28 protein-coding genes are annotated in these 25,665 nt (G+C 28.1%); 27 read left to right on the top strand and 1 reads right to left on the bottom strand.

Annotated elements, in window-relative coordinates; genetic code table 11:
• Window positions 1-142 precede the first annotated feature (142 nt).
• The 27 genes from IPH62_17775 (at window position 143) to IPH62_17645 (ending at window position 25,220) form a co-directional block, all read left to right on the top strand.
• A complete protein-coding gene (locus IPH62_17775) occupies window positions 143-1,318 on the top strand; it encodes a glycosyltransferase (GenBank protein MBK7107125.1) in 1,176 nt (391 codons plus the stop codon).
• A 142-nt stretch (window positions 1,319-1,460) separates the two neighbouring features.
• Window positions 1,461-1,859: a nucleotidyltransferase substrate binding protein gene (locus tag IPH62_17770; protein ID MBK7107124.1), complete on the top strand. Its 399-nt coding sequence runs from the start codon at window positions 1,461-1,463 to the stop codon at window positions 1,857-1,859.
• A 6-nt stretch (window positions 1,860-1,865) separates the two neighbouring features.
• Window positions 1,866-2,237, top strand: a complete 372-nt coding sequence (locus IPH62_17765; protein ID MBK7107123.1) for a nucleotidyltransferase domain-containing protein — start codon at window positions 1,866-1,868, stop codon at window positions 2,235-2,237.
• Between the two features lie 1,308 nt (window positions 2,238-3,545).
• The gene (aepX, locus tag IPH62_17760; protein MBK7107122.1) at window positions 3,546-4,847 is read left to right on the top strand and encodes a phosphoenolpyruvate mutase; all 1,302 of its coding nucleotides are present in this window, start codon (window positions 3,546-3,548) and stop codon (window positions 4,845-4,847) included.
• A 10-nt stretch (window positions 4,848-4,857) separates the two neighbouring features.
• Window positions 4,858-5,982, top strand: a complete 1,125-nt coding sequence (gene aepY, locus IPH62_17755) for a phosphonopyruvate decarboxylase (protein ID MBK7107121.1) — start codon at window positions 4,858-4,860, stop codon at window positions 5,980-5,982.
• A gap of 49 nt (window positions 5,983-6,031) precedes the next feature.
• Window positions 6,032-7,105 carry a phosphonoacetaldehyde reductase gene (locus IPH62_17750; protein MBK7107120.1) on the top strand — a complete coding sequence of 358 codons (1,074 nt, stop codon included), beginning with the start codon at window positions 6,032-6,034 and terminating at the stop codon, window positions 7,103-7,105.
• A 36-nt stretch (window positions 7,106-7,141) separates the two neighbouring features.
• Window positions 7,142-8,368 carry an oligosaccharide flippase family protein gene (locus IPH62_17745; GenBank protein MBK7107119.1) on the top strand — a complete coding sequence of 409 codons (1,227 nt, stop codon included), beginning with the start codon at window positions 7,142-7,144 and terminating at the stop codon, window positions 8,366-8,368.
• A 1-nt stretch (window position 8,369) separates the two neighbouring features.
• Window positions 8,370-9,068: a LicD family protein gene (locus IPH62_17740; protein ID MBK7107118.1), complete on the top strand. Its 699-nt coding sequence runs from the start codon at window positions 8,370-8,372 to the stop codon at window positions 9,066-9,068.
• Window positions 9,065-10,378 (top strand): oligosaccharide repeat unit polymerase, encoded by a 1,314-nt coding sequence (locus tag IPH62_17735; protein ID MBK7107117.1) that lies wholly within the window; start codon window positions 9,065-9,067, stop codon window positions 10,376-10,378. The genes IPH62_17740 and IPH62_17735 overlap by 4 nt, the downstream gene beginning before the upstream one ends.
• 22 nt (window positions 10,379-10,400) lie before the next feature.
• Window positions 10,401-11,615: a glycosyltransferase gene (locus IPH62_17730; protein ID MBK7107116.1), complete on the top strand. Its 1,215-nt coding sequence runs from the start codon at window positions 10,401-10,403 to the stop codon at window positions 11,613-11,615.
• A 93-nt stretch (window positions 11,616-11,708) separates the two neighbouring features.
• The gene (locus IPH62_17725; protein MBK7107115.1) at window positions 11,709-12,854 is read left to right on the top strand and encodes an N-acetyl sugar amidotransferase; all 1,146 of its coding nucleotides are present in this window, start codon (window positions 11,709-11,711) and stop codon (window positions 12,852-12,854) included.
• Window positions 12,851-13,465, top strand: a complete 615-nt coding sequence (gene hisH, locus IPH62_17720) for an imidazole glycerol phosphate synthase subunit HisH (GenBank protein ID MBK7107114.1) — start codon at window positions 12,851-12,853, stop codon at window positions 13,463-13,465. The genes IPH62_17725 and hisH overlap by 4 nt, the downstream gene beginning before the upstream one ends.
• A 2-nt stretch (window positions 13,466-13,467) precedes the next feature.
• Window positions 13,468-14,238 carry an imidazole glycerol phosphate synthase subunit HisF gene (hisF, locus tag IPH62_17715; GenBank protein MBK7107113.1) on the top strand — a complete coding sequence of 257 codons (771 nt, stop codon included), beginning with the start codon at window positions 13,468-13,470 and terminating at the stop codon, window positions 14,236-14,238.
• 36 nt (window positions 14,239-14,274) lie between these two features.
• Window positions 14,275-15,285 (top strand): polysaccharide biosynthesis protein, encoded by a 1,011-nt coding sequence (locus IPH62_17710; protein ID MBK7107112.1) that lies wholly within the window; start codon window positions 14,275-14,277, stop codon window positions 15,283-15,285.
• A gap of 299 nt (window positions 15,286-15,584) precedes the next feature.
• Window positions 15,585-15,851 (top strand): GIY-YIG nuclease family protein, encoded by a 267-nt coding sequence (locus tag IPH62_17705; GenBank protein ID MBK7107111.1) that lies wholly within the window; start codon window positions 15,585-15,587, stop codon window positions 15,849-15,851.
• A 222-nt stretch (window positions 15,852-16,073) separates the two neighbouring features.
• Window positions 16,074-17,363, top strand: a complete 1,290-nt coding sequence (locus IPH62_17700; GenBank protein MBK7107110.1) for an NAD-dependent epimerase/dehydratase family protein — start codon at window positions 16,074-16,076, stop codon at window positions 17,361-17,363.
• 88 nt (window positions 17,364-17,451) lie between these two features.
• A complete protein-coding gene (locus tag IPH62_17695; GenBank protein ID MBK7107109.1) occupies window positions 17,452-17,805 on the top strand; it encodes a four helix bundle protein in 354 nt (117 codons plus the stop codon).
• A 65-nt stretch (window positions 17,806-17,870) separates the two neighbouring features.
• Window positions 17,871-19,031, top strand: coding sequence for a UDP-N-acetylglucosamine 2-epimerase (non-hydrolyzing) (gene wecB, locus IPH62_17690; protein MBK7107108.1), 1,161 nt, complete (start codon window positions 17,871-17,873; stop codon window positions 19,029-19,031).
• A gap of 132 nt (window positions 19,032-19,163) precedes the next feature.
• Window positions 19,164-20,378: a glycosyltransferase family 4 protein gene (locus IPH62_17685; GenBank protein MBK7107107.1), complete on the top strand. Its 1,215-nt coding sequence runs from the start codon at window positions 19,164-19,166 to the stop codon at window positions 20,376-20,378.
• On the top strand, window positions 20,368-20,970 hold the full coding sequence (locus IPH62_17680; protein ID MBK7107106.1) for a sugar transferase: 603 nt from the start codon (window positions 20,368-20,370) through the stop codon (window positions 20,968-20,970). Before IPH62_17685 ends, IPH62_17680 begins: the two co-directional genes overlap by 11 nt.
• A 238-nt stretch (window positions 20,971-21,208) precedes the next feature.
• A complete protein-coding gene (locus IPH62_17675) occupies window positions 21,209-21,457 on the top strand; it encodes a hypothetical protein (GenBank protein ID MBK7107105.1) in 249 nt (82 codons plus the stop codon).
• Entirely contained in the window at window positions 21,457-21,876 is a 420-nt protein-coding gene (locus tag IPH62_17670) for a PIN domain-containing protein (protein ID MBK7107104.1), read from the top strand. The genes IPH62_17675 and IPH62_17670 overlap by 1 nt, the downstream gene beginning before the upstream one ends.
• Window positions 21,877-21,974: 98 nt before the next feature.
• Window positions 21,975-22,955 (top strand): ketoacyl-ACP synthase III, encoded by a 981-nt coding sequence (locus IPH62_17665; GenBank protein MBK7107103.1) that lies wholly within the window; start codon window positions 21,975-21,977, stop codon window positions 22,953-22,955.
• A gap of 28 nt (window positions 22,956-22,983) precedes the next feature.
• Window positions 22,984-23,223, top strand: coding sequence for an acyl carrier protein (locus tag IPH62_17660; protein MBK7107102.1), 240 nt, complete (start codon window positions 22,984-22,986; stop codon window positions 23,221-23,223).
• Between the two features lie 2 nt (window positions 23,224-23,225).
• Complete coding sequence (locus IPH62_17655; GenBank protein ID MBK7107101.1) at window positions 23,226-23,975, top strand: SDR family oxidoreductase; 750 nt, start codon at window positions 23,226-23,228, stop codon at window positions 23,973-23,975.
• Between the two features lie 24 nt (window positions 23,976-23,999).
• Entirely contained in the window at window positions 24,000-24,647 is a 648-nt protein-coding gene (locus IPH62_17650; protein ID MBK7107100.1) for an acetyltransferase, read from the top strand.
• A gap of 27 nt (window positions 24,648-24,674) precedes the next feature.
• Window positions 24,675-25,220, top strand: coding sequence for an acyltransferase (locus IPH62_17645; protein ID MBK7107099.1), 546 nt, complete (start codon window positions 24,675-24,677; stop codon window positions 25,218-25,220).
• Between the two features lie 29 nt (window positions 25,221-25,249).
• Here IPH62_17645 and IPH62_17640 read toward each other — a convergent pair whose 3' ends face one another.
• A complete protein-coding gene (locus IPH62_17640; GenBank protein MBK7107098.1) occupies window positions 25,250-25,645 on the bottom strand; it encodes a helix-turn-helix domain-containing protein in 396 nt (131 codons plus the stop codon).
• Between the last annotated feature and the right edge of the window lie 20 nt (window positions 25,646-25,665).

The following is a 25,665-nucleotide window of genomic DNA, read 5'->3' as shown; positions in this document are numbered from 1 at the left end:
ACTATTATTTTTTTTTCATAAACTAATATCCTATATCTTAATTATTAATTTTTTCAATTATTAATTTCTAATTCATAATTATTTTTTCTGTTCACTAATTTCTAGTCACTGATTACTATTTACTCATTACTGCTTTTATACTTTGAAAAAAACAATCCTAGTATTTATTGGTCATTATTTGCCCGGTTACAAATCCGGTGGCCCCGTAAGAACAATTTCCAACATGCTTGATTTGCTTGGAAAAGAATTTAACTTTTGGATAATTACACGTGATAGAGATAGTCTTGATAATAAACCTTATGAAAATATTAAAGTTAATGAATGGAATGACGGACCAAATTGTAAAATTTTCTATATGGCAAATAATTTTTCACTTTTTACTAATTACAAACTTGTCCGCCATCTTTTTGGCGGATCACTGATCACTGTTATTAAGAGCATAGAATTTGATCAATATTACTTGAATAGTCTGCTTGATGTTAATTTTTCAACAAAGATTATTTTACTTTGGAAACTAAAGCTCTTACCTCAAAAACCAATACTTCTAGCACCAAGAGGGGAATTAATGGAAGGTGCTCTTTCAATTAAACCTCTTAAGAAACGAATATTTTTATCTATAACTAAATTATTAAATCTTTATAAAAATATTATATGGCATGCCTCAAGTGAATATGAAGCTGTGGATATAAAACGAGAATTTGGGTCTAATGAAAAAATTAAAATTGCATTGGATGTACCAAATTACAATTTGAAAAGTGATTATGTAAGAACCCATTTAAAAGAAAAAGGTAAGCTTAAAATTTTATTCATTTCCACAATTGTTCCAAAGAAAAATCTAAAATTTGCAATTGAAGTTTTAAACAAAGTGGAAGGCAATTTTATCATTGATATTTACGGACCCATTAAAGATCAAAAGTATTGGAAAGAATGTTTAAATGCAATCGATGGCAAGATTAAAAATAAAGTTTCTTATATAGGTATTATTCCAAATGACCGTATCCATGAAATATATCCGAATTACAATCTTTTCTTTTTTCCAACATTAGGAGAAAATTACGGACATGTAATTTATGAATCTTTATTTTATGGCTGTCCGGTTTTATGTACAGCTGGAAAAACTCCTTGGGATAAATTAGATTCTTTTAATGCCGGATGGAACTTAAATATTCTTAAGCCAAAGAAATTTGTTGAGCAAATTGAAAAGCTAATTGAGTTCAATTCACCCGACTATCAAAACATTATTCGTGGTTGTAATTCATATCTGAATTATTTTAAAAAGGATAATATTGTAAATACAAATATTGAATTATTCACTTAGATCGAATTACTTTTTTTGTGAAGGTACATTTCAAAATAAAATGCAATTTTTTTTTAATTTCCCAATAGTGTAAGTTTCTATATTGAGTAATCTTTACTTATTATTTCCTATTCAACAATTTATTTTCTAATTTTGAAAAATTATGAATCAAAAACAAATAAGGTGGCAGCAAAGGTATAAAAATTTTTCTAATTCTTTTGATGCATTGCATCGGGCTATAAAAATTAAGGAACCAAATGAAACTGAAAAAGGCGGTATTATTCAGTTTTATGAGGTTACATTTGAGTTATCTTGGAAAACTTTAAAAGATTATTTAGAGTCTGAAGGTTTTGATATTAAATCGCCTAGAGAAACAATTAAACAAGCATTTCAGTTGGGTATTATTTTAAAAGGTGAAGATTGGCTTGATGCTTTGGATGATAGAAATTTAACTGCTCACATTTATGATATTGAAACTGCAAATAAAGTTATTCAGAGAATTAAAAAAAATCACTTTCAATTACTAAAAGAACTGAATTCATTTTTTCAAACAAAAATTTAGTTGTTTATGAAAAATGATCTTACATTCGGCATATCCGAGAAGAGTTTTTTTTACTTGATAACGGCTTTAAAAAATTTCCCCGAAGTTGAAAAAGCAGTTATATTTGGCTCAAGAGCAATTGGAAATGCTAAAGCCGGATCTGATATTGATATTGCAGTTTTTGGGAATGAACTTAATACTGATATAGTTAGGGAATTAAAAATTCTTTTAAATGAAAAATATAATATTCCTTATTTTATTGATGTTGTTGAATATAACAGTATCTCAAATGCTGAGTTAAAAAAACACATAATTGAAAATGGGAAAATTATTTTTATAAAACAAATTAAAAAAGTGAAAGGTCAAATTACTCCGTTGCAGCGTAAGGCAAAGGTGTAAAAGTAAAATTAAAAGTTATGCTAGCGCCTACTTTGGTAGGAATTAAGAATTAAAAATAGAGAATGTAGGGAATGAAAATCTTTCATTCCAAAAAAGAGAAAAAATACATGTTTATTAGCCTTTGGCGTGGTTTACTTGCCTCTGGCAGGTCATTGCGAACACCTATTCTCTTAGTATGAAGCAATCCCAAATATATTAAAATAATTTATAACAACAGTGAGAAAAGTTGTTTACGTTTTGAAGTCAACATATTCCCAACTTTTAATCTTTTGAATTTCTTTTCTAATCAATATTATTATTTTTTATCAATTTTCTTAATTCATAATTTCTTATAGATTTGCTTAATTCTAAATTTCATTTTGATTTCCCTAATTACTATTTACTGATCACTATTTACTCATTACTCATTACTAATTTCTTAATACTAATTTTTCCACATTCTTTAATTCCTTTATTTACAATAGCTTACTATTTTTATTAAATACTTTGGTTTAAATAATTGTTTCAATTTACAAATAATCATATATTTGGACTATTAATACAATTTATAACAAATTATATTATTAATTTAACTCTTATGTAACTCACTTGGCGAAGCTTTACCCGCCTAAGGCTGGGTGTCAAAAAAACTGAATTAAGTCTGTTATCCGTCTTCATTAGTTGAAAGATTGATTGGTAAAGTATTTTGCATATAGAAATCATAAAAGGTATTCTATACTGACGAAAGTCAGAATTTTAACAATTTGAAAATGTCATTCAAGTTAAGTGGAACGAATTCAGAAAACTAAAAATAAATCAATTGAAATAATAGAAGGAAATGATGGAAAACTTGTCCAGTTATATTATAAAGAAATTGTTTGAAAAGACTAAGAATTTGGTAAGAAATGCGAAAATGCAAATGATGAATAGGCTAAATATAATCTAAACTATTGGAGTCTATTTTTAAATAACAAAATTTATCAGAGAACATATAAATAATTTTAATGAAACAACAAAGAACACTAAAAATATGATTAAATTATTTTTAATTTATGAAATAAAAATTAATTCGATAAAATTGCAAATATGAACAATTTTCTAAAAAAGTGAAATATTTAATTTTATAATCAACCTTTTTTATTTTCATAAATGTATTTATGAAAACTAAATAAATTTAAATTTTTAATAATAAAAAAGTTAATTTAGTATTACTATTGCAAGTATGGTTAAATAAATAAAAAATTTTTCAGCTAAATATTTATGATAGCCTAACAATTTTGAAATTGAATGATAAAAATGTTTAATTAAATTTTAAGGAGGATTGAACAAATGAGCAAAAAGGTTTATGTTGCAATGAGTGCTGATCTTATTCACCCTGGACACTTAAATATAATAAAAGAAGCCACAAAATACGGTGAAGTAATACTTGGATTACTTACCGATGAAGCAATTTCGAGTTATAAAAGGTTACCATATTTAGCATATGAACAGAGAAAAATAATTATGGAAAACATTAAGGGTGTTTCAAAAGTAATACCACAAATTACACTTGATTATGTACCAAATCTAAGATTATTAAAACCTGATTTTGTTGTTCATGGTGATGATTGGAAAACGGGCATTCAAAAATCAACGCGTCAAAGAGTTATAAATACGTTAAATGAATGGGGTGGAAAATTGATTGAACCATCGTATACTCCTGATATCTCATCAACAAAACTTAATATGGCATTGAAGGAGGTTGGCACAACACCAGGAGCACGATTAAAAATGCTAAGACGTTTGTTAGATGCAAAAAAAATCGTAAGAGTAATGGAAGCACATAGTGGTTTAACCGGTTTAATTGTTGAAAATGTTAAAATTGAAAATGATAAAGGCATTAAGGAATTTGATGCGATGTGGCTGAGTAGCTTAACTGATTCAACAGCCAAAGGTAAACCTGATATTGAATTAGTTGATCTTACTTCAAGAATGAATACTATAAAAGATATATTAGAAGTTACAACAAAACCTATAATTTTTGATGGTGATTCCGGTGGGTTAACTGAACATTTCGTTTTCATGGTTAAAACTCTTGAAAGAGATGGAGTATCCGCTGTTATAATTGAAGACAAAGTTGGGCTTAAGAAAAATTCATTATTTGGAACAGATGTTGAGCAAACTCAAGATTCAATCGAAAATTTCTCTAAAAAGATCAGAGCCGGTAAAAAAGCTCAAGTTACTGATGATTTTATGGTTATTGCTCGAACTGAAAGTTTAATTCTAAAGGCAGGCATGGATGATGCTGTTAATAGAGTTGATGCTTATATAAAAGCAGGAGCGGATGGTATAATGATACATAGTATGGAAAAGGATCCGAATGAGATTTTAGAATTTTGTAAAAGATATAAATATCTGGAATTTCAAGTACCACTTATTGTTGTACCAAGTACATTCAACGAAATAACAGAAGAAGAATTAAAAAAGGCAGGTGTTAATATTGTTATTTATGCGAATCATTTATTAAGAAGTTCATATCCAGCGATGGTTAAAACTGCAAAATCAATATTACAAAATTCACGTTCTAAAGAAGTTGATGAATTTTGTATGCCAATTAAGGAAATTTTAACATTAATCCCTAGTGCTAAATAGAGGTTTAAATATGATAGATGTTGATGATTTTTATAATATACTTATTAATAACGGTATTGAGTATTTCGTGGGTGTACCGGATTCCTTACTTAAAGATATTTGTGCATATATAACTTTTAAAAGTCCAAATAACAATCATATTATTACAGCAAATGAAGGTGGAGCTATTGCTCTCGGTACCGGTTATCATTTAGCAACAAATAAAATTCCTTTTATATATATGCAAAATTCAGGTATTGGGAATGCAATAAATCCATTACTTTCCTTAGCTGATAAAGAAGTATATTCAATACCAATGATACTAATGATCGGCTGGAGAGGAGAACCAAATACGAAGGATGAACCTCAACATTTAAAGCAAGGTAGAGTGACAACTGCTATTCTAGAAAGTCTGGAAATACCTTATGTTATAATTGATGGGAATTGTGATTATATGAAAAATATTCAAGATATTGTTAATTTGGCAAAAAGGACATCTGCACCAGTTGCAATACTTATTCGTAAGGATACTTTTAATTCTTTTCGACTTGATAATAGTACTGAAAAACAAAATTTACTTTCAAGAGAGGAAGCATTAGAAGAAGTTATAAAAAGTATACCTAATAATGCAATTGTCGTATCAACAACTGGTATGTTATCTCGCGAATTATTTGAATTACGTGAAAAAATGAACCAAACTCATATTAATGATTTTCTTACGGTTGGTTCAATGGGTCATACCATTCAAATTGCGTTAGGAATTGCTCATTCAAAACCAGAAATAACAGTATACTGTTTCGATGGGGATGGGTCACTAATTATGCACATGGGTAATTATGCAATAACCGGACATATAAGTCCAAAAAATCTAAAAGTTATTATTTTTAATAATGGCGCTCATGATTCAGTTGGAGGGCAACCTACCGTTGGTTATGATATTAAATTCGAGAATTTGTGTCATGCCTATGGAATTGATTTTATTGGAACAGCAACAAACAAGCTTGAAATTTCAGAATATTTGCCTAAAATAATAAACTGCATTAGTTGTTCATTATTAGAAATAAAAATTAAAAAAGGTTCACGCAGCAATCTTGGCAGACCAACAAGTTCGCCAGTTGAAAATAAAAAACTATTAATGCAATTTATAAGCCAATAATATGTGTTCAACTTATATTTATCAAGGTTCAATTTTAGAACTGAAATATTTGCTCAAAAAGCTAAACAAAAAGAATATTCTCCTTGTAACAGGGAGAGATTCCTATACCCAAAGTGGAGCAAAAAAAAAGATAATGCCATTTCTTAATAATTTAAATATTATACATTTTTTTGATTTTCAAACAAATCCTAGTTTTGAAGATGTTAAAAAAGGTGTTGAAATATTTAATCAGAATAAGTGCGAAGTTATAGTAGCTATTGGAGGTGGAAGTGTTATAGATATGGCAAAACTTATTAAATATTATAATAACACTGACATTAGAAGTATAACAGAGAATAATTTATTAGACTTTAATCTAAAACCATTACCAATAATTTGTATTCCTACAACAGCTGGAAGTGGTAGCGAGGCAACACATTTTGCCGTGATGTACATCGGATTTAAGAAATTTTCTATTGCAAATCAAGTGTTACTGCCAAATCATGTTATAATTGATCCAGAATTACATTATAGTCTTAGTAAAGAACAAATTGCATTATCTGGAATTGACGCTTTTTGTCAAGGAATTGAATCTATGTGGAGTATAAATGCAAATCAAGAATCACAAGAATATTCCGAAATTGCGATTCGTCTTCTTTGGAGAAATCTTAAAAATGCAATAGTTTTTGGAAATGAAGTATCTCATTTGAATGTTGCCGTTGGTTCAAATTTTGCGGGAAGAGCTATAAATATTACTAAAACTACTGCACCTCATGCAATATCATATATTTTAACTAAAATTTATGGTATTGCTCATGGAAATGCGGTAGCAATTACATTACCTGCGTTTTTTTTGTATAATCTAACTTTTAAAAAATTTGAAAAAAATAAGTACCAAACTCAAGATTCATTTAGTCAAAGATTGTTAGTAACTTTAGATGCAAAGACACCTGAACAAGGAAAATTAAAAATAGAAAAATTGATTAAAGAGATTGGATTAAAAACAAAACTTAGCGAATTAGACAATTTTCATAAAGAAGATATTGCTTATATTGTTGAAAATATTAATATTGAAAGATTATCAAATAATCCTAAGTCTATTTCTAAACTTGAGTTATATGCTTTACTTGAAAATGTTATTTAAATCATTTCAATTATTTTTCAAAATAACAAAATGAATATGAAAAAAAAGTTATTTCATAATATATTTTATTTATTTGTTATTCAAGGCGTAAATTATATTTTACCATTGGTCGTATTGCCATTTTTATTTATTAATCTTGAAAAAGAAATTTATGGAATCATTGCTTTTTCATATACTTATATGCTTTTTATCAATATTGTAGTTGATTACGGATTTAATTTTTCTTCGACTGCAGAAATCTCATTAAATAGAGAAAATAAAAAAAAAATAAATGAAATTGTAAGTAATACTTTTTCATCAAAGTTTATTCTTCTAATCTTATGTTTCTTAGTTACTGTAATTTTTTCGCAGTTTATAGAAATTACGCAAAATCATAAATTAACCTTCTTGTCAATGTTCGGAATAGTTATTGGAAATTTATTCTTTCCTATATGGTTTTTTCAAGGGATTGAGGAAATGAAGTATATGACAATAACATTTTCACTAGCAAAAATTCTTTCATTTATTCCAATGTTTATTTTTGTTAGATCTCCTAATGATGGCTTAATTACTGCATTATTTTATGCATTCGGATATATTTTTGCTGGTTCTTTAAGTTTTTACATAATGATCAAAAAGTTTAAAGTAAAATATTATATTCCTTCAATCAGTGAAATTATTAGGCACTTAAAAGGCAGTTCATTGTTTTTCTTGTCAAGAATTGCCGCTTCATTTTATTCAATTGGTAATTCAATTATTTTAGGAATGGTATATGGTGCGAATATGGTTGCATTTTATGATGTAGCTTCAAAAATAGTTTTTGCTTTTTCAAGCTTGCTATCTCCAATAGAGCAAGCAATTTATCCATTCATGACCAATTCAAAGGATATTGTATTTTTTAAAAAAATTTTTAAATTATTAAGTTTATTTGGTATAGTTATTACCTTTTTCCTTTTTTATTTTGGCCAAGATATCATTTTAATAATATTTAAGACTAGCGAAGAAATAATTATAACTACTTTTCGAATTATGATTTTTTCATTGTTAATTTCAATACCTAGTCAGCTACTTGGCTATCCTTTTTTGGCTGCATTGGGCTTTTCAAAATACACGAATATGGGTGTTATTAATGTAGGAATAATTTATATTATATCAATTTTTTTTATGTACTTTTTTGACTACATTAATATATATTCCTTATCATATATTTACGTTCTTGCTCAGTTAATTGTTTTAATAAATAGAATATATGGAGTAAAAAAATTTAATTTATTTAGATTTTAATATGGACACACTTGAAAAAAAATGGCTCAATGCACTAAATGGTGTAAGTCAAGTATTGAATACAAATAATCAAAAGTATTTCTTAGACACTGGAACACTATTAGGAGCAATAAGAGAAAAAAAATTTATTGAATGGGACAATGACATAGACATCGGAATTATTGATTTCGATTTCAAAAAGAAATCTTTCTATGAAATTTCAAATTCACTTTTCAAAGCTGGGTTTTGTGTATCAACCGGATATGAAGGAATTACAATTTACCCAAAGGATATGTCTGTTGAAATTAGCGTAAAATTCTATAAAGAAAAGGATAAATATTATGAACTTGAATTAATAAAAATTGATGGGAATAAATTATTATTCTCAATTTCTGAATATCTTAATAGAAATATATTTTTTAGAAAAGGATATGGCATTAATTTCAACATCAAAACTTATATTTTTTATGTTTTAACGAATTTATCATTTGTATGCCCAAATTTTATTATTGCTTTCTTAAGGGAAATTTCAAAACCAATAAGTAAATTAGTTCAAATTGATAAAAAACTATTTAAAGAATTTAAAGAAATTGAATTTTACGATTCAAAATTTTTTGTTCCTACTTTATTTAATGATTATTTAACAAGCAGATATGGTTCAAATTGGACAGTACCAAATAAAAATTATAACTACATTGTTGATGACAGATCTTTAAAATGATATATATATTTTTGCTTGTATATTTATTTATAATAATTATTCCTTTCAAAAAAAAAGATGAAAATAAATCTTTTAGTCCAGTTATACTATTTGTCTTAATTACTTCCTTTAATTCAATTCCGTTTATTTTGGGGTGTCTGATTGATAAATATTCATTTATAGATTCGCGTGTTATTAAAGTTATTGGTGATAATTTTGAGCTATCTTTATCAAAATTCTTATTTATTCAAATAATAGGCATTTTGTTTTATTATTTTGGATATTATAAAAAACGTAAATTTAATATTAAAATCAAAAATTTTATCGTCGTAAATTCAAAAAAGACAAATCTTACTTTATTTTTTCTTCTATTTTTTAGTTTAATGATTACTAGTGTATTTTTTATTGATTCAATTGGTAGTTTATATTATATATTTTCTAATTTTATGTACGCTAACCAATTTCTTGAAGGAAAGTATTTTTTCATTACACTTATTAATTTTTGTGCACTATTTTCTATGATTTTTCTGATCCGATATTTTTCTTTTAATAAAAAAATAAATTATTTAATCTTATTATTATTATTTCCAATTTATTTTATTGCATTAACTTTAACTGGTGGTAGAACACCATTTATTTTATTTTTCTTTCAATTTTTAATTTCATATAATTATTATATAAAGAAAATTAACCTTGCTAATATAAAACTTTTACCTGCTTATATATTTTTAGTAATCTTTATTATTATTATTCCACAACTAAGATCTATTTCTGGTTTAGATATAAATATTGAAAAAGTTATATTAAATAATTTTGCTTCTTTGATAAATGGTAATGAATACATTAATATTCAGCTTTTAATTCAAAATTATTTTGATTTTGATAATTTTTGGTTTGGCAAAAGCTTTTTAGATCTTTTTTTTGCATTTATTCCAAGATCAATGTATATAAATAAACCACCAATCGATGAAGGTGTCTATTTCTTTAATATTCTAAATGGCATTCAAATAATCCCTCCTATTCCTTATGGTAATTTGCTAAGCAATTCTTGGCCACCTTCGACGCTTGGAAATATGTATGCCAATTTTGGAATTTTAGGTGTTTGTTTTGGTTTTTTTCTACTTGGGAGTTTACATTCTTATTTAAAAGCATTTATTTATCAACATAATTTTTCTCCATTTGCTATTTTTATTTATTCATTTGTCGTTGTTAAGTTTCAATTCACTAATTATTATATTTTTAATTTAGTTGTAAACATTATTATGGTGTATACTTTGGCAATGTTTATAAAATGGTTTATTGTTATATTTGTTCAGAAAGCAAGAGTTTGATTAATCAAACGAAAGGAATAGTATGAAGAAAATTTTACAAATCGTAACTGAAGGTAATTTTGGTTCTACTGGACGAATTGCTGAACAGATAGGAATTCAAATAACAAAAAACAAATGGGCAAGTTATATTGCTATTGGGAGAAGAATAAGAAAAAGTGAATCAAAAATTATTAAAATTGGCAATAATATTGACATATTAAATCACGTTGTAATTACAAGGTTATTTGATAGACACGGTTTAGGGTCAAATTTTGCAACAAAAAAATTAATTCAAACAATAGATAAAATAAAACCAGATATTATTCATCTCCATCACCTTCATGGTTATTATATTAACATTAAAATATTATTTGAATATCTAAAAAAATCTAAAATACCAGTTGTATGGACATTTCATGATTGTTGGTCTTTTACAGGCCATTGTGCCTACTATGACTTTATAGGTTGCGATAAATGGAAAACTGAATGTAATAATTGCCCACAAAAAAAAACTTATCCAAGTAGTTTTCTTTTTGACAGATCAAAAAAAAATTATTATTTAAAGAAATATCTTTTTAATTCAGTAAAATCTTTATATTTAGTTGCAGTCTCTAAATGGTTGGAATTAGAGGTGAAGCAATCTTTTTTAAAAAAAAATCAGATAAAAGTAATATACAATGGCATAAATCTGGACATTTTTAAACCACTAGATTCTCATCAAACAAGATTAAAGTACGATATTATAAATAAGTTCCTAATATTGGGTGTTGCAAGCCCATGGTCTAAGCGCAAAGGGTTAGAAGATTTTATAAAACTTAGCGAATTTATTGATAATGATATGACAATAATTCTTGTAGGGCTTTCAAAAAAACAAATTAGTAAACTTCCAAAACATATAATTGGGATTAGTAGAACTGAAGATTTGAATGAACTATGTAAATTGTATTCAGCAGCCGATGTTTTCATTAATCCAACATTGGAAGATAATTTTCCAACAACAAATTTAGAAGCTTTAGCTTGTGGTACACCAGTAATAACATATAAGACTGGAGGTAGTGTTGAAGCTATTAATGAAAATACAGGTATTGTCGTTGACAAAGGTGACATTAATGGTCTTTTAAGATCAGTAAAAAAAATCCAACAAAATGGTAAAACATTTTATCAAACGAATTGTCGCAAAAGAGCAGTTGAAAATTTTAATTCAGAAGATAGATATCTTGATTATATCAAACTATATGAAAGATTACTTTCAAAATAAAATTATCTTAATTTTAAATTAATTTAAACGTAAATATAAATTTTATATTTTTTGGACTATAATTATTATAATATCAATAATTATAGATAAAAAATGAACTACACTAACTACCAAGTTTGCTCCAAATGCGTAATGGATTCATCTGATCAGTTTATAACTTTTGATGACAAAGGTATATGTGATCATTGTAACGATTTTTATGAATTTGTAAAACCACACTGGAAAACAGATGAATTTGGGCGAAAATCCTTAAACAAAATTATCAATGAAATTAAATCACAAGAAAAAAACGAAGAATTTGACTGCATTCTTGGTTTAAGCGGAGGAGTGGATAGTTCTTATATGCTGCACTTGGCAGTTAGTGAATTTGGCCTGCGTCCTTTGGTCTTTCACGTAGATGGAGGCTGGAATTCGGAACTTGCTGTTCATAATATTAATGTTATGATTGATAAATTGGGTCTTGATCTTTATACAGAAGTAATTAATTGGGAAGAGATGAAAGACTTTCAGCTTGCGTTCTTTAAATCCGGAGTTCCACATTTGGATATACCTCAAGATCATGCTTTTGTAGCAACTTTGTATAATTTTGCCGAAAAATATAAAATAAAATATATTTTAAATGGCGGAAATATTGCTACTGAATGCGTACAATACCCAATGTACTGGCTTTATTACGGAACAGATATGGTTCATATTAACGATATTATAAGTAACTTTTCAACACTTGAGATGAAAACTTACCCTTTCTCTTCAATTTTTAAGCACAAGATTTATTTAAGATATTTTAAAGGAGTTCAAGTAGTTAGACCATTAAATTATATTCCATTTGTTAAAGCAGATGCTTTAAAACTTTTAGAAAAGAAATATGGATGGAAGCCATATCCGCAAAAACATTTTGAATCCAGATTTACAAAATTTTATGAAGGTTATTGGCTGCCTGAACGTTTTGGTTTTGATACAAGAAGAGTACAATTATCGAGCTTAATTCTTACTGAACAAATGACCCGTGATGAGGCATTAAATATTCTTTCAAAACCGGCTTATGATCCTATGACAATAAAAGACGAATTTAATTACATAGCTACAAAACTGGGAATAACAAAAGACGAATTACAGCATTATTTTGAAATGCCCAAAAAATTTTACTGGGATTATAAGAATCAGAAAACATTCTTTAATATTGGTGCTAAGGTACTTCAACTTATTGGTGCAGAAAAAACAAAGCGTAGAAAAAAATGATCACTATTATTGATTATGGTCTTGGAAATATTAGAGCTTTTATAAACGTTTATAATCGCTTGAATATACAAATTAAAGTTGCAAAATCTATTTCAGATTTAGAAGAAGTAACAAAAATAATTTTACCAGGAGTCGGCGCTTTTGATCATGCAATGACGTTGTTGCAAAATTCCGGAATGCGTGAAAAATTAGATGAACTGGTATTAGAAAAAAAAATACCTACTATTGGAATTTGTGTTGGAATGCAAATTATGGCTGCATCCAGTGAGGAGGGTGTATTACCTGGTTTAGGTTGGTTCTCTGGATCTGTTAAAAAATTTGACACCTCAAAGTTGGTTCATAAACCTCATTTGCCCCACATGGGTTGGAATGTAGTTAATTTGCTTGAAAATGATGCTTTATTTAATGACCTAGAACCAAAACCTAGATTCTATTTCCTGCATTCATATTATTTTTCTTGTGAAAATTCGAAAAATATTTTAGCCACTGCCGAATATGGAGATAATTTCACTTGTGTAATAAAAAATGATAATATTTATGGTGTACAATTTCACCCTGAAAAAAGTCATCATAATGGAGTTCAAATTCTTAAAAACTTTGGAAATTTGTAAATATGCTTTATCCTCGTATAATTCCTTGCCTTCTTGTTCATAATAATGGATTAGTAAAGACAGTTAAATTTAGGGAACCCAAATATGTTGGCGATCCGATTAATGCAGTTAAAATATTCAATGAAAAGGAAGTGGATGAATTAATTATTATTGATATTGATGCTACAGTTCGAAATGCTGAACCCGATTACAAAATGATTGAAAATGTTGCAGCTGAATGTCGCATGCCCTTGTGCTATGGAGGTGGAATAAAAACAATAGAACAAGCGCAAAAAATATTTTCACTTGGTGTTGAAAAAATTGCAGTAAGTTCTATAGCTATTGAAAAACCCGAAATTGTATCTGCAATTGCTAAGGAAGTTGGCAATCAAAGTGTTGTTGTTGTATTAGATGTAAAAAAGAAAATTTTGGGTAATAAGTATGAGTTGTACATAAATAATGGTACAAAAAACACCGGTATAAATCCTTTTGAATTTGCAATTGAAATGGAAAAAATGGGTGCCGGTGAGATTGTTATAAATTCAATAGATAATGATGGAACCATGAAAGGTTATGATTTAAGCTTAATAGAAAAGATGAGAAAAGTAATAAGTACTCCTCTAACCGTTATAGGCGGTGCAGGTACAAACGAAGATCTAAAAAGTGTTATTGATCAGAATGGAATAATTGGGGTATCAGCTGGAAGCCTATTTGTTTTTAAAGGAAAGTTCCGTGCTGTGTTAATCAGCTATCCTACTCCTTCCGAAAAAGAAAAACTCATAAATAATATTTAGTTAACCACAAAAAAACAAAAAATTAAAGGCAAAATTATGTTCGATAAAATGACTCTTTTGATATCCGGAGGCACCGGTTCATTCGGCAATGCTGTAATGGATCGTTTCATAAATACTCAAATTAAAGAAATTAGGATTTTTAGTCGTGATGAAAAGAAACAAGACGATATGCGGAAGAAATATAGTGATCCCAGATTAAAATTTTATCTTGGTGATGTTAGAAAATATGATTCAATTGAAAGAGCTTTGGAAGGGGTTGATTATATATTTCATGCTGCAGCACTTAAGCAAGTGCCATCAAGTGAGTTTTTCCCGATGGAAGCAACTTATACAAATGTAATGGGAACAGAAAATGTTCTTAATGCATCTGTTAAAATGGGAGTTAAAAAAGTAATTTGTTTAAGTACTGATAAAGCCGTTTATCCCATAAATGCAATGGGAATTTCCAAAGCACTTATGGAAAAACTCTATGTTGCAAAAGCGCGTTTAACTGAAAAAACAACGTTTGTTGGTACAAGATACGGAAATGTAATGGCATCGCGAGGTTCGGTTATTCCTCTTTTTGTAGATCAGATAAAAGCTGGTAAACCCTTAACAGTTACTAACCCGGATATGACCAGATATATGATGTCTCTTGAAAATGCAGTTGAATTAGTATTATTTGCATTTGAAAACGGAAATACCGGAGACCTTTTTGTTCAAAAAGCCCCGGCATCAACCGTAAAAGAATTAGCTGAAGTTATGATAGAAATTTTCAATTCTAAAAGTGAAGTGCAAATTATTGGTACTCGCCACGGAGAAAAACTTTATGAATCTTTGTTAACCGATGAAGAATGTTTGGTTGCGGAAGATCTTGGTAATTATTACCGCGTAAGACCGGATGATAGAGATTTGAATTACGGTAAATATTTTTCCGAAGGTGTAAAAAAAGATAGCGGTTTGCTTCATTATAATTCCCATAATGCTTATCGCCTTACAAAAGATGAATTAAAAGAAATGGTTCTTAAACTGCCTTACATTCAAGAAGAATTAATAAAATGGAAATAAAGACTAAAGTTAAAAGTAAAAAGATAAAAGTAAAAAGTTTCTAACGTCATTACGAGAACTGATTTTTAGTTCGAAGTAATCTCAATTTAAATAGCTTGCTTCACAAAAACGCTGGCAACGATATTCTACTATCTGTCACTGCGAGGAACGAAGCAGTCTCAGTTTTTAGCATTTTGATTGCATTGCAGAAAACGCTCGCAATGACGGTAATTTTCCCTCGTCATTACGAGAACTGATTTTTAGTTCGAAGTAATCTCTTAGGATAAAAGAAATTGGAGAAATCATTTTTTGTATATATGATGACCAATAAAAACAATAAAGTTATCTATACTGGAATGACAAATAATTTAGCAAAACGCGTGTATGAACATAAAGAAAAACTGGTTGAAGGATTTACAAAAAAATATAATTGTTATAAATTGATATGGTTTGAACAGCATAGCAGTGCGTACTCTGCAATAACTCGTGAAAAACAATTAAAAGCTGGTTCACGGAAAAAGAAAATTGAATTAATTGAAGTCGATAATCCGGAATGGATTGATTTATACACAAAACTTTTTAATTGATAGATTGCTTCGCAAAAACCACTCGCAATGACATTCTTCTATCTGTCACTGCGAGGAACGAAGCAGTCTCAGTTTTTAGAATTTAGATTGCATTGCTGAAAACGCTCGCAATGACAGAATTAACAAAAATAAAATTTTAATTTTAAACTAATCACTAGTTACTAATCACCAATCCGTTAGCTAACGGACTAATTACTAATTACCAATTACTATTTAGCAAACATGAAACATTCGAAATCAACCAATCTCCAGTCACAAGTCACAAGTAACCAATCACAAGTTACTAATCACCAGTCACCAATTAGAATAGGCATTACCGGTCAAGCGGGATTTATGGGAACGCACTTATTCAATTATCTCAAATTGAAAGAAGGTGTAGAATTAATTCCGTTCAAAGATGAATTTTTCAATTCACAAGAAATACTTGAAAATTTTGTTAAACAATGTGATGTAATTGTTCATCTTGCCGCAATGAACAGACATGATGATCAGAACGTAATTTATAATACAAATATAAAATTGGTAAAAGATTTAATTTCAGCTTGCGAAAACACAAATTCAACTCCTCATATTTTAATGTCATCTTCAACTCAAGAAAACAGAGATAATCTTTACGGAAAATCAAAAAAAGAAGGACGCGAATTATTAGAAAAATGGGCAAACGAAAACGGCGCATATTTCACCGGAATGCTAATTCCGAATGTATTCGGTCCATTTGGTCAGCCATATTATAATTCGGTTATAGCAACTTTTTGTCATCAGTTAACTCATGGAGAATTACCGCAAATTCAAGTTGATGGCGAACTAAAACTTATTTATATAAATGAGCTTGTAGAAGAGTTTTGGAAAAAAATTCACCAAACTAATCACTATTTACAAATTACCAATCACGAATCACAAATTACAATTCACAAATCACTAATTACAAATCACAAATCACTAATCACTAATTACCATTCAACAGTTGAAAGATATGAAGTCCCGCATACATCAGTAAATAAGGTTTCTGAAATACTTGAATTACTAAAAATCTTTAAAGAGCAATATTTTGATAATGGAATAATTCCAGAAATTAACAACGGTTTTGAACTGGCTTTATTTAATACTTTCCGATGTTATTTCCCAATTGAAAAATTTCCGTTTTTCTTAAAACAAAATATTGATAATAGAGGAAGTTTTGTAGAAATAATAAGGACAAACGTTTCGGGGCAATATTCATACTCAACGACAAAACCCGGAATTACGAGAGGGGATCACTACCATACAAGAAAAATAGAAAGATTTGCTGTAATCAGTGGTAAAGCAAAAATTGAACTTCGACGAATCGGAACCGATGAAATTGTTAGCTATGACTTAAATGGTGAAAATCCTTCATTTGTCGATATGCCGATTTGGACAACACACAACATTACAAATATTGGTGATACCGATCTTTACACTTTATTCTGGATAAATGAACCTTACGACCCAAATGATCCGGATACTTATTTTGAAAAAGTCAGAATACAGTGATTGGTAATTAGTAACTGGTAACTAGTAAAAAATGAAAAGTGAAAAAGATATCAATGATTTGTGTTAAGTAAGTTGTGTCCTAAAATATATGAAAACACATAAAGATTTAGATGTCTGGAAAAAATCAATCGATTTTGTAACTGAGATTTATAGAATTACTAAACAGTTTCCAGAAGAAGAAAAATTTGGATTAAGTAATCAATTGAGAAGGGCTTCAATTTCAATTCCTTCGAATATAGCCGAAGGCGCCGCAAGAAAAGGTAAGATCGAGTTTAAACAATTTTTGTATATAGCTTTATCAAGTTCTGTTGAAATTGATACCCAATTAATTATTGCTAAGAATTTAGATTTTATTACGAATGATTCTTATTTAAATTTGATAAGTGAATTAAGTACTATATCTAAAATGATTCAAGGATTATTAAAAACGTTAAAAGTATAATTGTTTTTTTTTATTTTGTTTTTTGTTTACTAATTACTATTCACTAATAACTATTTACTAATTTGATGAAAAAACTAAAAGTTCTCACCGTTGTTGGTACCAGACCGGAAATAATCCGTTTATCTCGTGTAATTGCTAAACTTGATGAAACAGAAAGTATTGAACATATTTTAGTTCATACCGGACAGAATTATGATTATGAGCTTAATCAAATATTTTTTGAAGACCTTGAATTAAGAAAACCCGATTATTTTCTTGAAGCTGCCGGTAAAAATGCCGCTGAAACAATTGGTCACATTTTAATTAAAATTGATCCTGTTTTAGAAAAAGAAAAACCCGATGCTTTTTTGGTTTTGGGTGATACAAATAGCTGTCTTTGTGCAATTCCGGCAAAGAAAAGACATATCCCAATATTTCATATGGAAGCTGGGAATAGATGTTTTGATCAAAGAGTGCCTGAAGAAACAAACAGAAAAATAGTTGATCATATTAGTGATATTAATTTAACATACAGTTCAATTGCAAGAGAATATTTGTTAAGAGAAGGTTTACCGGCAGATAGAATAATTAAAACCGGAAGCCCGATGTTTGAAGTACTGAATCACTTTTTGCCAAAAATAAATTCCTCAACTATCCTTAGTCACTTATCACTAGTTACTAATCACTATTTTCTTATTTCCTCCCACAGAGAAGAAAACATTAACAATGAAAAAAATTTTAAAGGACTCATTAACGCATTAAATATGCTAGCTGAAAAATATGGTCTTCCGGTTATTGTTAGTACACATCCCCGAACAAGAAATAAATTAGATCAATACAATAAATCACTAGTCACCAATCACCAATTACCAGTTACTAATAATTTGATCCAGTTCCTTAAGCCAATGGGTTTTATTGATTATAATTATTTACAGATGAATGCAAAAGTTGTTTTATCCGATAGCGGAACGATTTCTGAAGAATCTTCTATTCTTAACTTTCCTGCAATAAACATTAGAGAAGCTCATGAACGACCGGAAGCAATGGAAGAAGCATCAGTTATGATGACCGGATTTAATGAAGAAAGAATATTTCAAGCAATAAAAGTTCTTGAAAGTCAAAAGAGATTTGATGAGAGAACACTCCGCCAAGTATATGATTATTCTATGCCGAATGTATCAGACAAAGTAGTTAGAATTATTATGTCCTATACCGATTATATTAAGCGTGTTGTTTGGAATGAATGAGTTTTACAGTTTTAATATTCACAAATCACTACTCACTAATTACTAGTTATTATTCTTTTTACAAATTACTATTTACTATTTACAAATTACTGTTTACTAATTACTATTTACTAATCACAATTCACTTTTTTAATGAACATTTTATTTTTAACCCTTGTTGGAACGGAAGACATAAATGAGCGTGGAATTTATAATGATTTAATGCGCAAATTTAGAGATGAAGGGCATTCGGTTTTTATTGTTTCACCATTTGAACGCAGACTTAAAAAACGAACTCAGTTAATTGAACAATACGGTATTAAACTTCTCAAAGTAAAAACACTAAATATCCAAAAAACAAATATTATTGAAAAGGGTTTAAGTACACTTTCCATAGAATATTTATTTTTAGCATCCATAAAAAAACATTTCAAAAATATTAAATTTGATTTAGTTCTATATTCTACTCCGCCTATTACTTTTTCCAAAATTATTTCGTATATAAAAAAAACATGTAAAGCCAAATCTTATCTTTTATTGAAGGATATATTTCCACAAAATGCTGTTGACATTGGTCTCATGAAAGAAGCGGGAATTCTTCATAAGTATTTCAGAAAGAAAGAGAAAATACTATATAAACTATCCGATTATATTGGCTGCATGTCGCCTGCTAATGTTGAATATTTAATCAAGCATAATAGAGAAATTGATGTAAATAAAATTGAAGTAAATCCAAATAGTATTGAACCGATTTCAGTTAATGGAAATATTAATGAAAATACTGAAATAAGGTATAAATATGAAATCCCGCACGATGCACTGTTATTTCTTTATGGTGGTAATTTAGGTAAACCTCAAGGTATAGACTTTTTAATTAGAGTATTGGATAGTCAAAAAGAAAATTTTAATGTTTTTTTCTTAATTATAGGTGATGGTACTGAATTTCAAAAACTAAATTCTTGGATACAAAATATTAAACCAAAAAATGTAAAATTAATAAAAACATTGCTTAAGAAAGATTACGATAAATTGGTTGAAGTATGTGATGTCGGAATGATTTTTCTTGATAAAAGATTTACAATCCCTAATTTCCCTTCAAGATTATTATCTTATTTGGAAAATAAAAAGCCTGTTGTTTTTGCTACTGATTTAGCAACTGATATTGGGAAAATTGCAGTTGAAAACAAATTTGGTCTTTGGAGTGAAACTTACAAAATTAATGATTTTGAAAAAAACTTAAATTTCTTTGTTAAAAGTAAAGATGAAATAACTAGAATGGGCCTTAATGGGTATAATTATTTGTTAAAAAATTATACAACAAATCATTCATACAATATTATAATGCAGCACTTTGAAAATGTACAGTAAATTATTTAAGACTTTTTTTGATAAAATATTTTCTTTATTAGTTTTGTTTATTCTATCTCCAGTATTAATTTTTATCATGTTATCACTTTATGTATTAAACACTAAAAATATATTCTTCGTGCAAAATAGACCCGGAAAAAACGAAAAGATTTTTAAGCTTTATAAATTCAAAACAATGACTGACAATAAAGATAAGTTTGGTAATTTACTTCCAGATGAAAAAAGAATAACAAAAATAGGTGCATTTATAAGAAAATATTCACTTGATGAATTACTACAATTTTTTAATGTATTAAAGGGTGAAATGAGTGTAATTGGTCCCAGACCATTACTTATTGAGTATTTACCTTTATACAATAAAGAACAGAAGAAAAGACATTTAGTTAAACCAGGTATAACCGGCTGGGCACAAGTTAACGGTAGAAATGCTATATCCTGGGAAGAAAAATTTAAACTTGATGTTTGGTATGTTGATAATATTTCGTTTTTTTTAGATATAAAGATTTTTTTTCTTACAATATTAAAAATTTTTAAGAAAGAAGGAATAAATTCCCAAACTTCTGCAACTATGGAAAAGTTTAACGGAAACTAAAAATATTTTTCATTTATTAACGTTGTACAACCAAATAATAGGTAAAATATCTACTTAATAGCTGTATAAATGAATATTATTGCAAATATAAAATTTAACGAATTTGACTAATTTCCAATCACAAATCACTAATTACTAATCATCAGTTACTATTTGTAGTGCTAAAAAAAATATTTGAATTATGGAATTACCGTACGTATATTAACATCTAAAATATACGTAAATATAAAGGTCTTAAATGAATAGTAAGTTAACATTAAAATTAAATAAAAGAGCAATAGAAAGAGCAAAAAAATACGCGAAGAAAAACAAACAAAGCCTTTCTGGAATTGTTGAAAATTATTTTAACCTAATCTCGAATAAAGATTCTTTAGATGAAATAGAAATTTCTCCAAACGTTATAGAATTATCTGGAATTATAAATTTATCAGAGAACATAAATATAAAAGAAACATACGGGAAACATCTTGAGGAGAAATATTCTTAATGAAAAAAGTATTTGTAGACTCTGATATAATATTAGATTTGCTTGCAAAACGAGAACCAAATTATATTTTTGCAGCAAGATTATTTACATTAATTGATCAACAAAAAATTATAGGTTTTACATCACCAATAGTTTTTGCCAATCTACATTATCTTCTTAAAAAAAATACTTCAAATTTATCAGCGCTTAAAAATTTGAGAAAATTAAAAACTTTAGTAAACATATTACCAGTTGATGAAAGAGTTATAGAACAAGCCTTAAATTCAGATTTTGCAGATTTTGAAGATGCAATTCAGTATTTCACGGCAGTAAACAATGGAATTAACGTATTATTAACTAGGAATAAAGTTGATTTCAAAAAAAGTAAAATACCAATTGCAACGGCTGAAGAATTTCTAAAGAGTTGGGAAACAATTTAAAATGAAATATTGCAAATTTTTATAAAAGAAGGTATTAGCTCCTCTAATACATCTGCAACAATGGAAAAATTTAATGGCAATAAAAATTAGGTATTTATATGCATGCAACAATTAAAGCAATTAGTTATTTTATACCGGAAAAGACATTATCAAATGAAGATTTGGCAGCAGAGTTTCCGGAATGGTCGGTAGAAAAAATAACATCTAAAATAGGAATAAAAAATAGACACATAGCAAATGAAAATGAAACTTCACTTGATTTAGCTGTTAAGAGTTCTATAAAGTTATTTGAAGAAAATAAAATTGATCCAAATTCAATTGACTATTTACTATTTTGTACGCAAAGCCCGGATTATTATTTGCCAACCTCCGCTTGTATTATTCAGGATAAATTAGGTCTTCCAACAAGCTGTGCTGCTTTAGATTTTAATCTTGGGTGTTCCGGTTATATTTACGGTTTGAGTTTATCTAAAGCACTTCTTGAATCTGGGCAAGCAAACAATGTATTGCTAATTATGGCGGAAACATACTCAAAGTTTTTACATCAATCAGATAAAAGTAATCGTTCCATTTTCGGTGACGCTGCATCTTCAACCTTATTATCACTTCAAAATAACGGATCAATATTTAAATTTATTCTTGGCACTGATGGAAAAGGTGAAAAAAATTTAATAGTTAGAAATGGCGGTCTTAGAAATGTTAAGATAAATAACAATGAACCAGATAATGGGGATTTTTTATTTATGGAAGGATCAGAAATCTTTACTTTTACTTTAAAAATGGTACCTAAAGTTGTAAGCAGTTTATTGGAAAAAAATAATATATCTATGGATGAAATTGATCTTGTAATTTTTCACCAGGCAAACAAATATATGCTTGAAACATTAAGAAAAAAGATTAATATTCCTGAAACAAAATTTTACTATTTTATTGAGAATGTAGGAAATACTGTGTCATCTACAATTCCAATTGCCTTAGCGAATGCGATAAATGAAAAAAGAGTTTTAAAAGGTAGTAAAATCATGTTGGTTGGTTTTGGAGTTGGGTATTCTTGGGGTGGTACAATTATAGAACTTTAATCTTAAAAATACAAAAAAGGAGCAACTTGTGGATATTAATACTTTTATGCAAAATTTTGCAGATGCAATTGAGGATGTACAGTTCAATCAATTAACCGAAGAATTGGACTTTAAAAATGAGCTGGAACAATGGGATTCGTTAGCCGTTATGACAACATTAGCAATGATTGATTCGGAGTATAATGTAATTCTTGAAGGTAAGGATATAGAGAAATGTAAAACAATTAGCCAGTTATTTGATTTGGTAAAAAGTAAAAGTGAGGCCTAGTTGTGACTAATTTATTTTCACTAGAGAATAAAACTATTTTAATTACGGGTGCTTCTTCTGGAATTGGAAAAGCAACAAGTATTATTTGTTCTGAATTAGGTGCAAATTTAATTGTTTTAGGAAGGAATGAAATAAAATTAAACAATACATTATTACAGTTAAATGGTAGTACACATAGTTCCTTTATTGGTGATTTAAATGAAAAGGTATTTATTGAAGATTTGGTAAATAAGTGCCCATTGCTTGATGGAATTGTGCATTCTGCAGGGATCATTGAATATTTGCCGTCAAAATTTTATACTCCGGAAAAGATTTCAAAAGTAATAAATATCAATTATACAATGCCGTTCTATTTTACAAATTTGTTATTAAAACAAAAGAAAATTAAAAATAATAGTTCGATAGTATTTCTTTCGTCAATAAGTGGTGTAAAAGGTGGAGGCCAAGCAATTTCATCTTATGCTGGAAGTAAAGCTGCACTTATTGGTACATCAAAAATTATGGCACTTGAAGTTGCTAAACAAAATATAAGAGTGAATTGTATTGCGCCAGGTATGGTTGAAACCGAAATGACTGAAGCAACGCAAAAAAGTTTATCTGAGGAAGCAATTAACAAAGATAAACTAAAATATCCACTTGGGTATGGCGATCCAAAAGATATAGCCAATGCAATTGTATTTTTGCTTTCAGATGCAAGTAGATGGATTACTGGTACTACTTTAATCATTGATGGTGGTTTTTCATGCAATTAATAAATTTTAAAAAATGGTAGTATTATGAAAAAAATTGCAATATTTGGTGCTGGGGGATTTGGCAGAGAAGTTCAAATGTTAATCGATCATATTAATCTTAATGTAAATGAATGGAATTTAATTGGTTTTTTTGATGATGGAATTTCAAAAGGTATTGTAATTAATGATATTCCTGTACTCGGAGGAATGACTGAACTCAATTGTTGGGCGGATGAACTATATGTCGTCTTTGCAATTGGAAATCCAATTACAAAAAAGAAAATTGTCAACAGTATTAATAATGAAAAAATTAAATATCCTGTATTAATTCATCCAAATGTTATAATTGGTAATAATAAATATGTGAAAATTGGTCAAGGCTCAATTATATGTGCTGGTGTTATTATTACTGTAAACATTGATATAGGCGAGCATGTAATTTTAAATTTATCTTGTACCGTTGGCCATGATACAATTATTGGTAATTATTCATCCTTCATGCCAACTGTTAATATCTCAGGAGAAGTTATTATCAAAGATTGCGTGTATGTAGGTACTGGCGCAAAAATAATCAATCAATTAGAAATTGGTGAAAATACAATTATCGGTGCTGGTGCATTAGTAGCAAAAAATTTGCCTGCAAATTGTACGGCTGTAGGTCTTCCAGCAAAACCAGTTAAGTTTCATAGTTGAAATATAATTTTGCTTAATAAAAAAAATATGAACACCGAATTTTTATATTTTGGTAAAGAAGTAAAAATTTATTCAAGTTCAAAAATTATTAATCCTTTGAATATTTTTTTAGATGACTATTCAATTATTAGTGACTTTTGTTTCATTCTAGCTAGTAAATATGTTAGAATTGGTAAGTATAGTAATTTATCACCATATTCGTTAATAACCGGTGGCGGCGAGGTGTATATTGGTAATTTTGTTGAAATTTCGTTTAGTGTAAAAATTATAAGTGGTACTGATGATATTTTTGGCAAATCCTTATTTACTCCAAGCGTACCAACAAAATTAAGAAATACTAAAAGGTTGAATATTGAAATTGGGGATTATGTATTTATTGGTGCAAATTCAATTATTTATCCGGGAGTAAAAATTGGTGAAGGCGTAATTGTTAATCCTGGAACAATCGTTAAAAAGAATTTACAAGCTTGGAATATTTATGATGGCTCTGAATGTAAACTAATAGGTAAAAGAAAATATAAAAATGAAATCATTTCAAAAGCGAATGATTTGTTAAATTCCGGCAAAACCTAATTTTATGCTAAACATTGAACATTATTCATCTATTCTTCATTGATAAAATTGTAAGTTACAACCTTTATCTTTCCATATTTTGTTAAAGTAAAACCAATAGATTTTATTTCATTTTTGAATTTTTTCTCAAGATAATCTAAAGCTTTATTTACATATTTTTGATCTAATAGTTCATCATATTCTTCATTATTGCTTTTTATTAAAATATCGGTATATAACATTATTTGGTTTTTATCTTCAATCAATTCTTGTCCAAATAATTTACAAAATGCAAATTTACTTGTGCTTTCAATTTCATCTTCATATTTTTTATTCCACTTAACTAAAGTAGGTTTAGTTACACCAATTTCTTCTTGAATTTCTTTATAAGTAAAACCGCTTGCTCTAAGAGAAATAAATACACTAATTTTATCAAAATCGTGCATAATTCACCATAAATTCAATT

The sequence above is a fragment of the Ignavibacteriota bacterium genome (assembly GCA_016708125.1).
Taxonomy (GTDB): domain Bacteria; phylum Bacteroidota; class Ignavibacteria; order Ignavibacteriales; family Melioribacteraceae.
The sequence above is the reverse complement of the archived record's forward strand: the minus strand, read 5'-3'. Positions and strand labels throughout refer to the sequence as shown.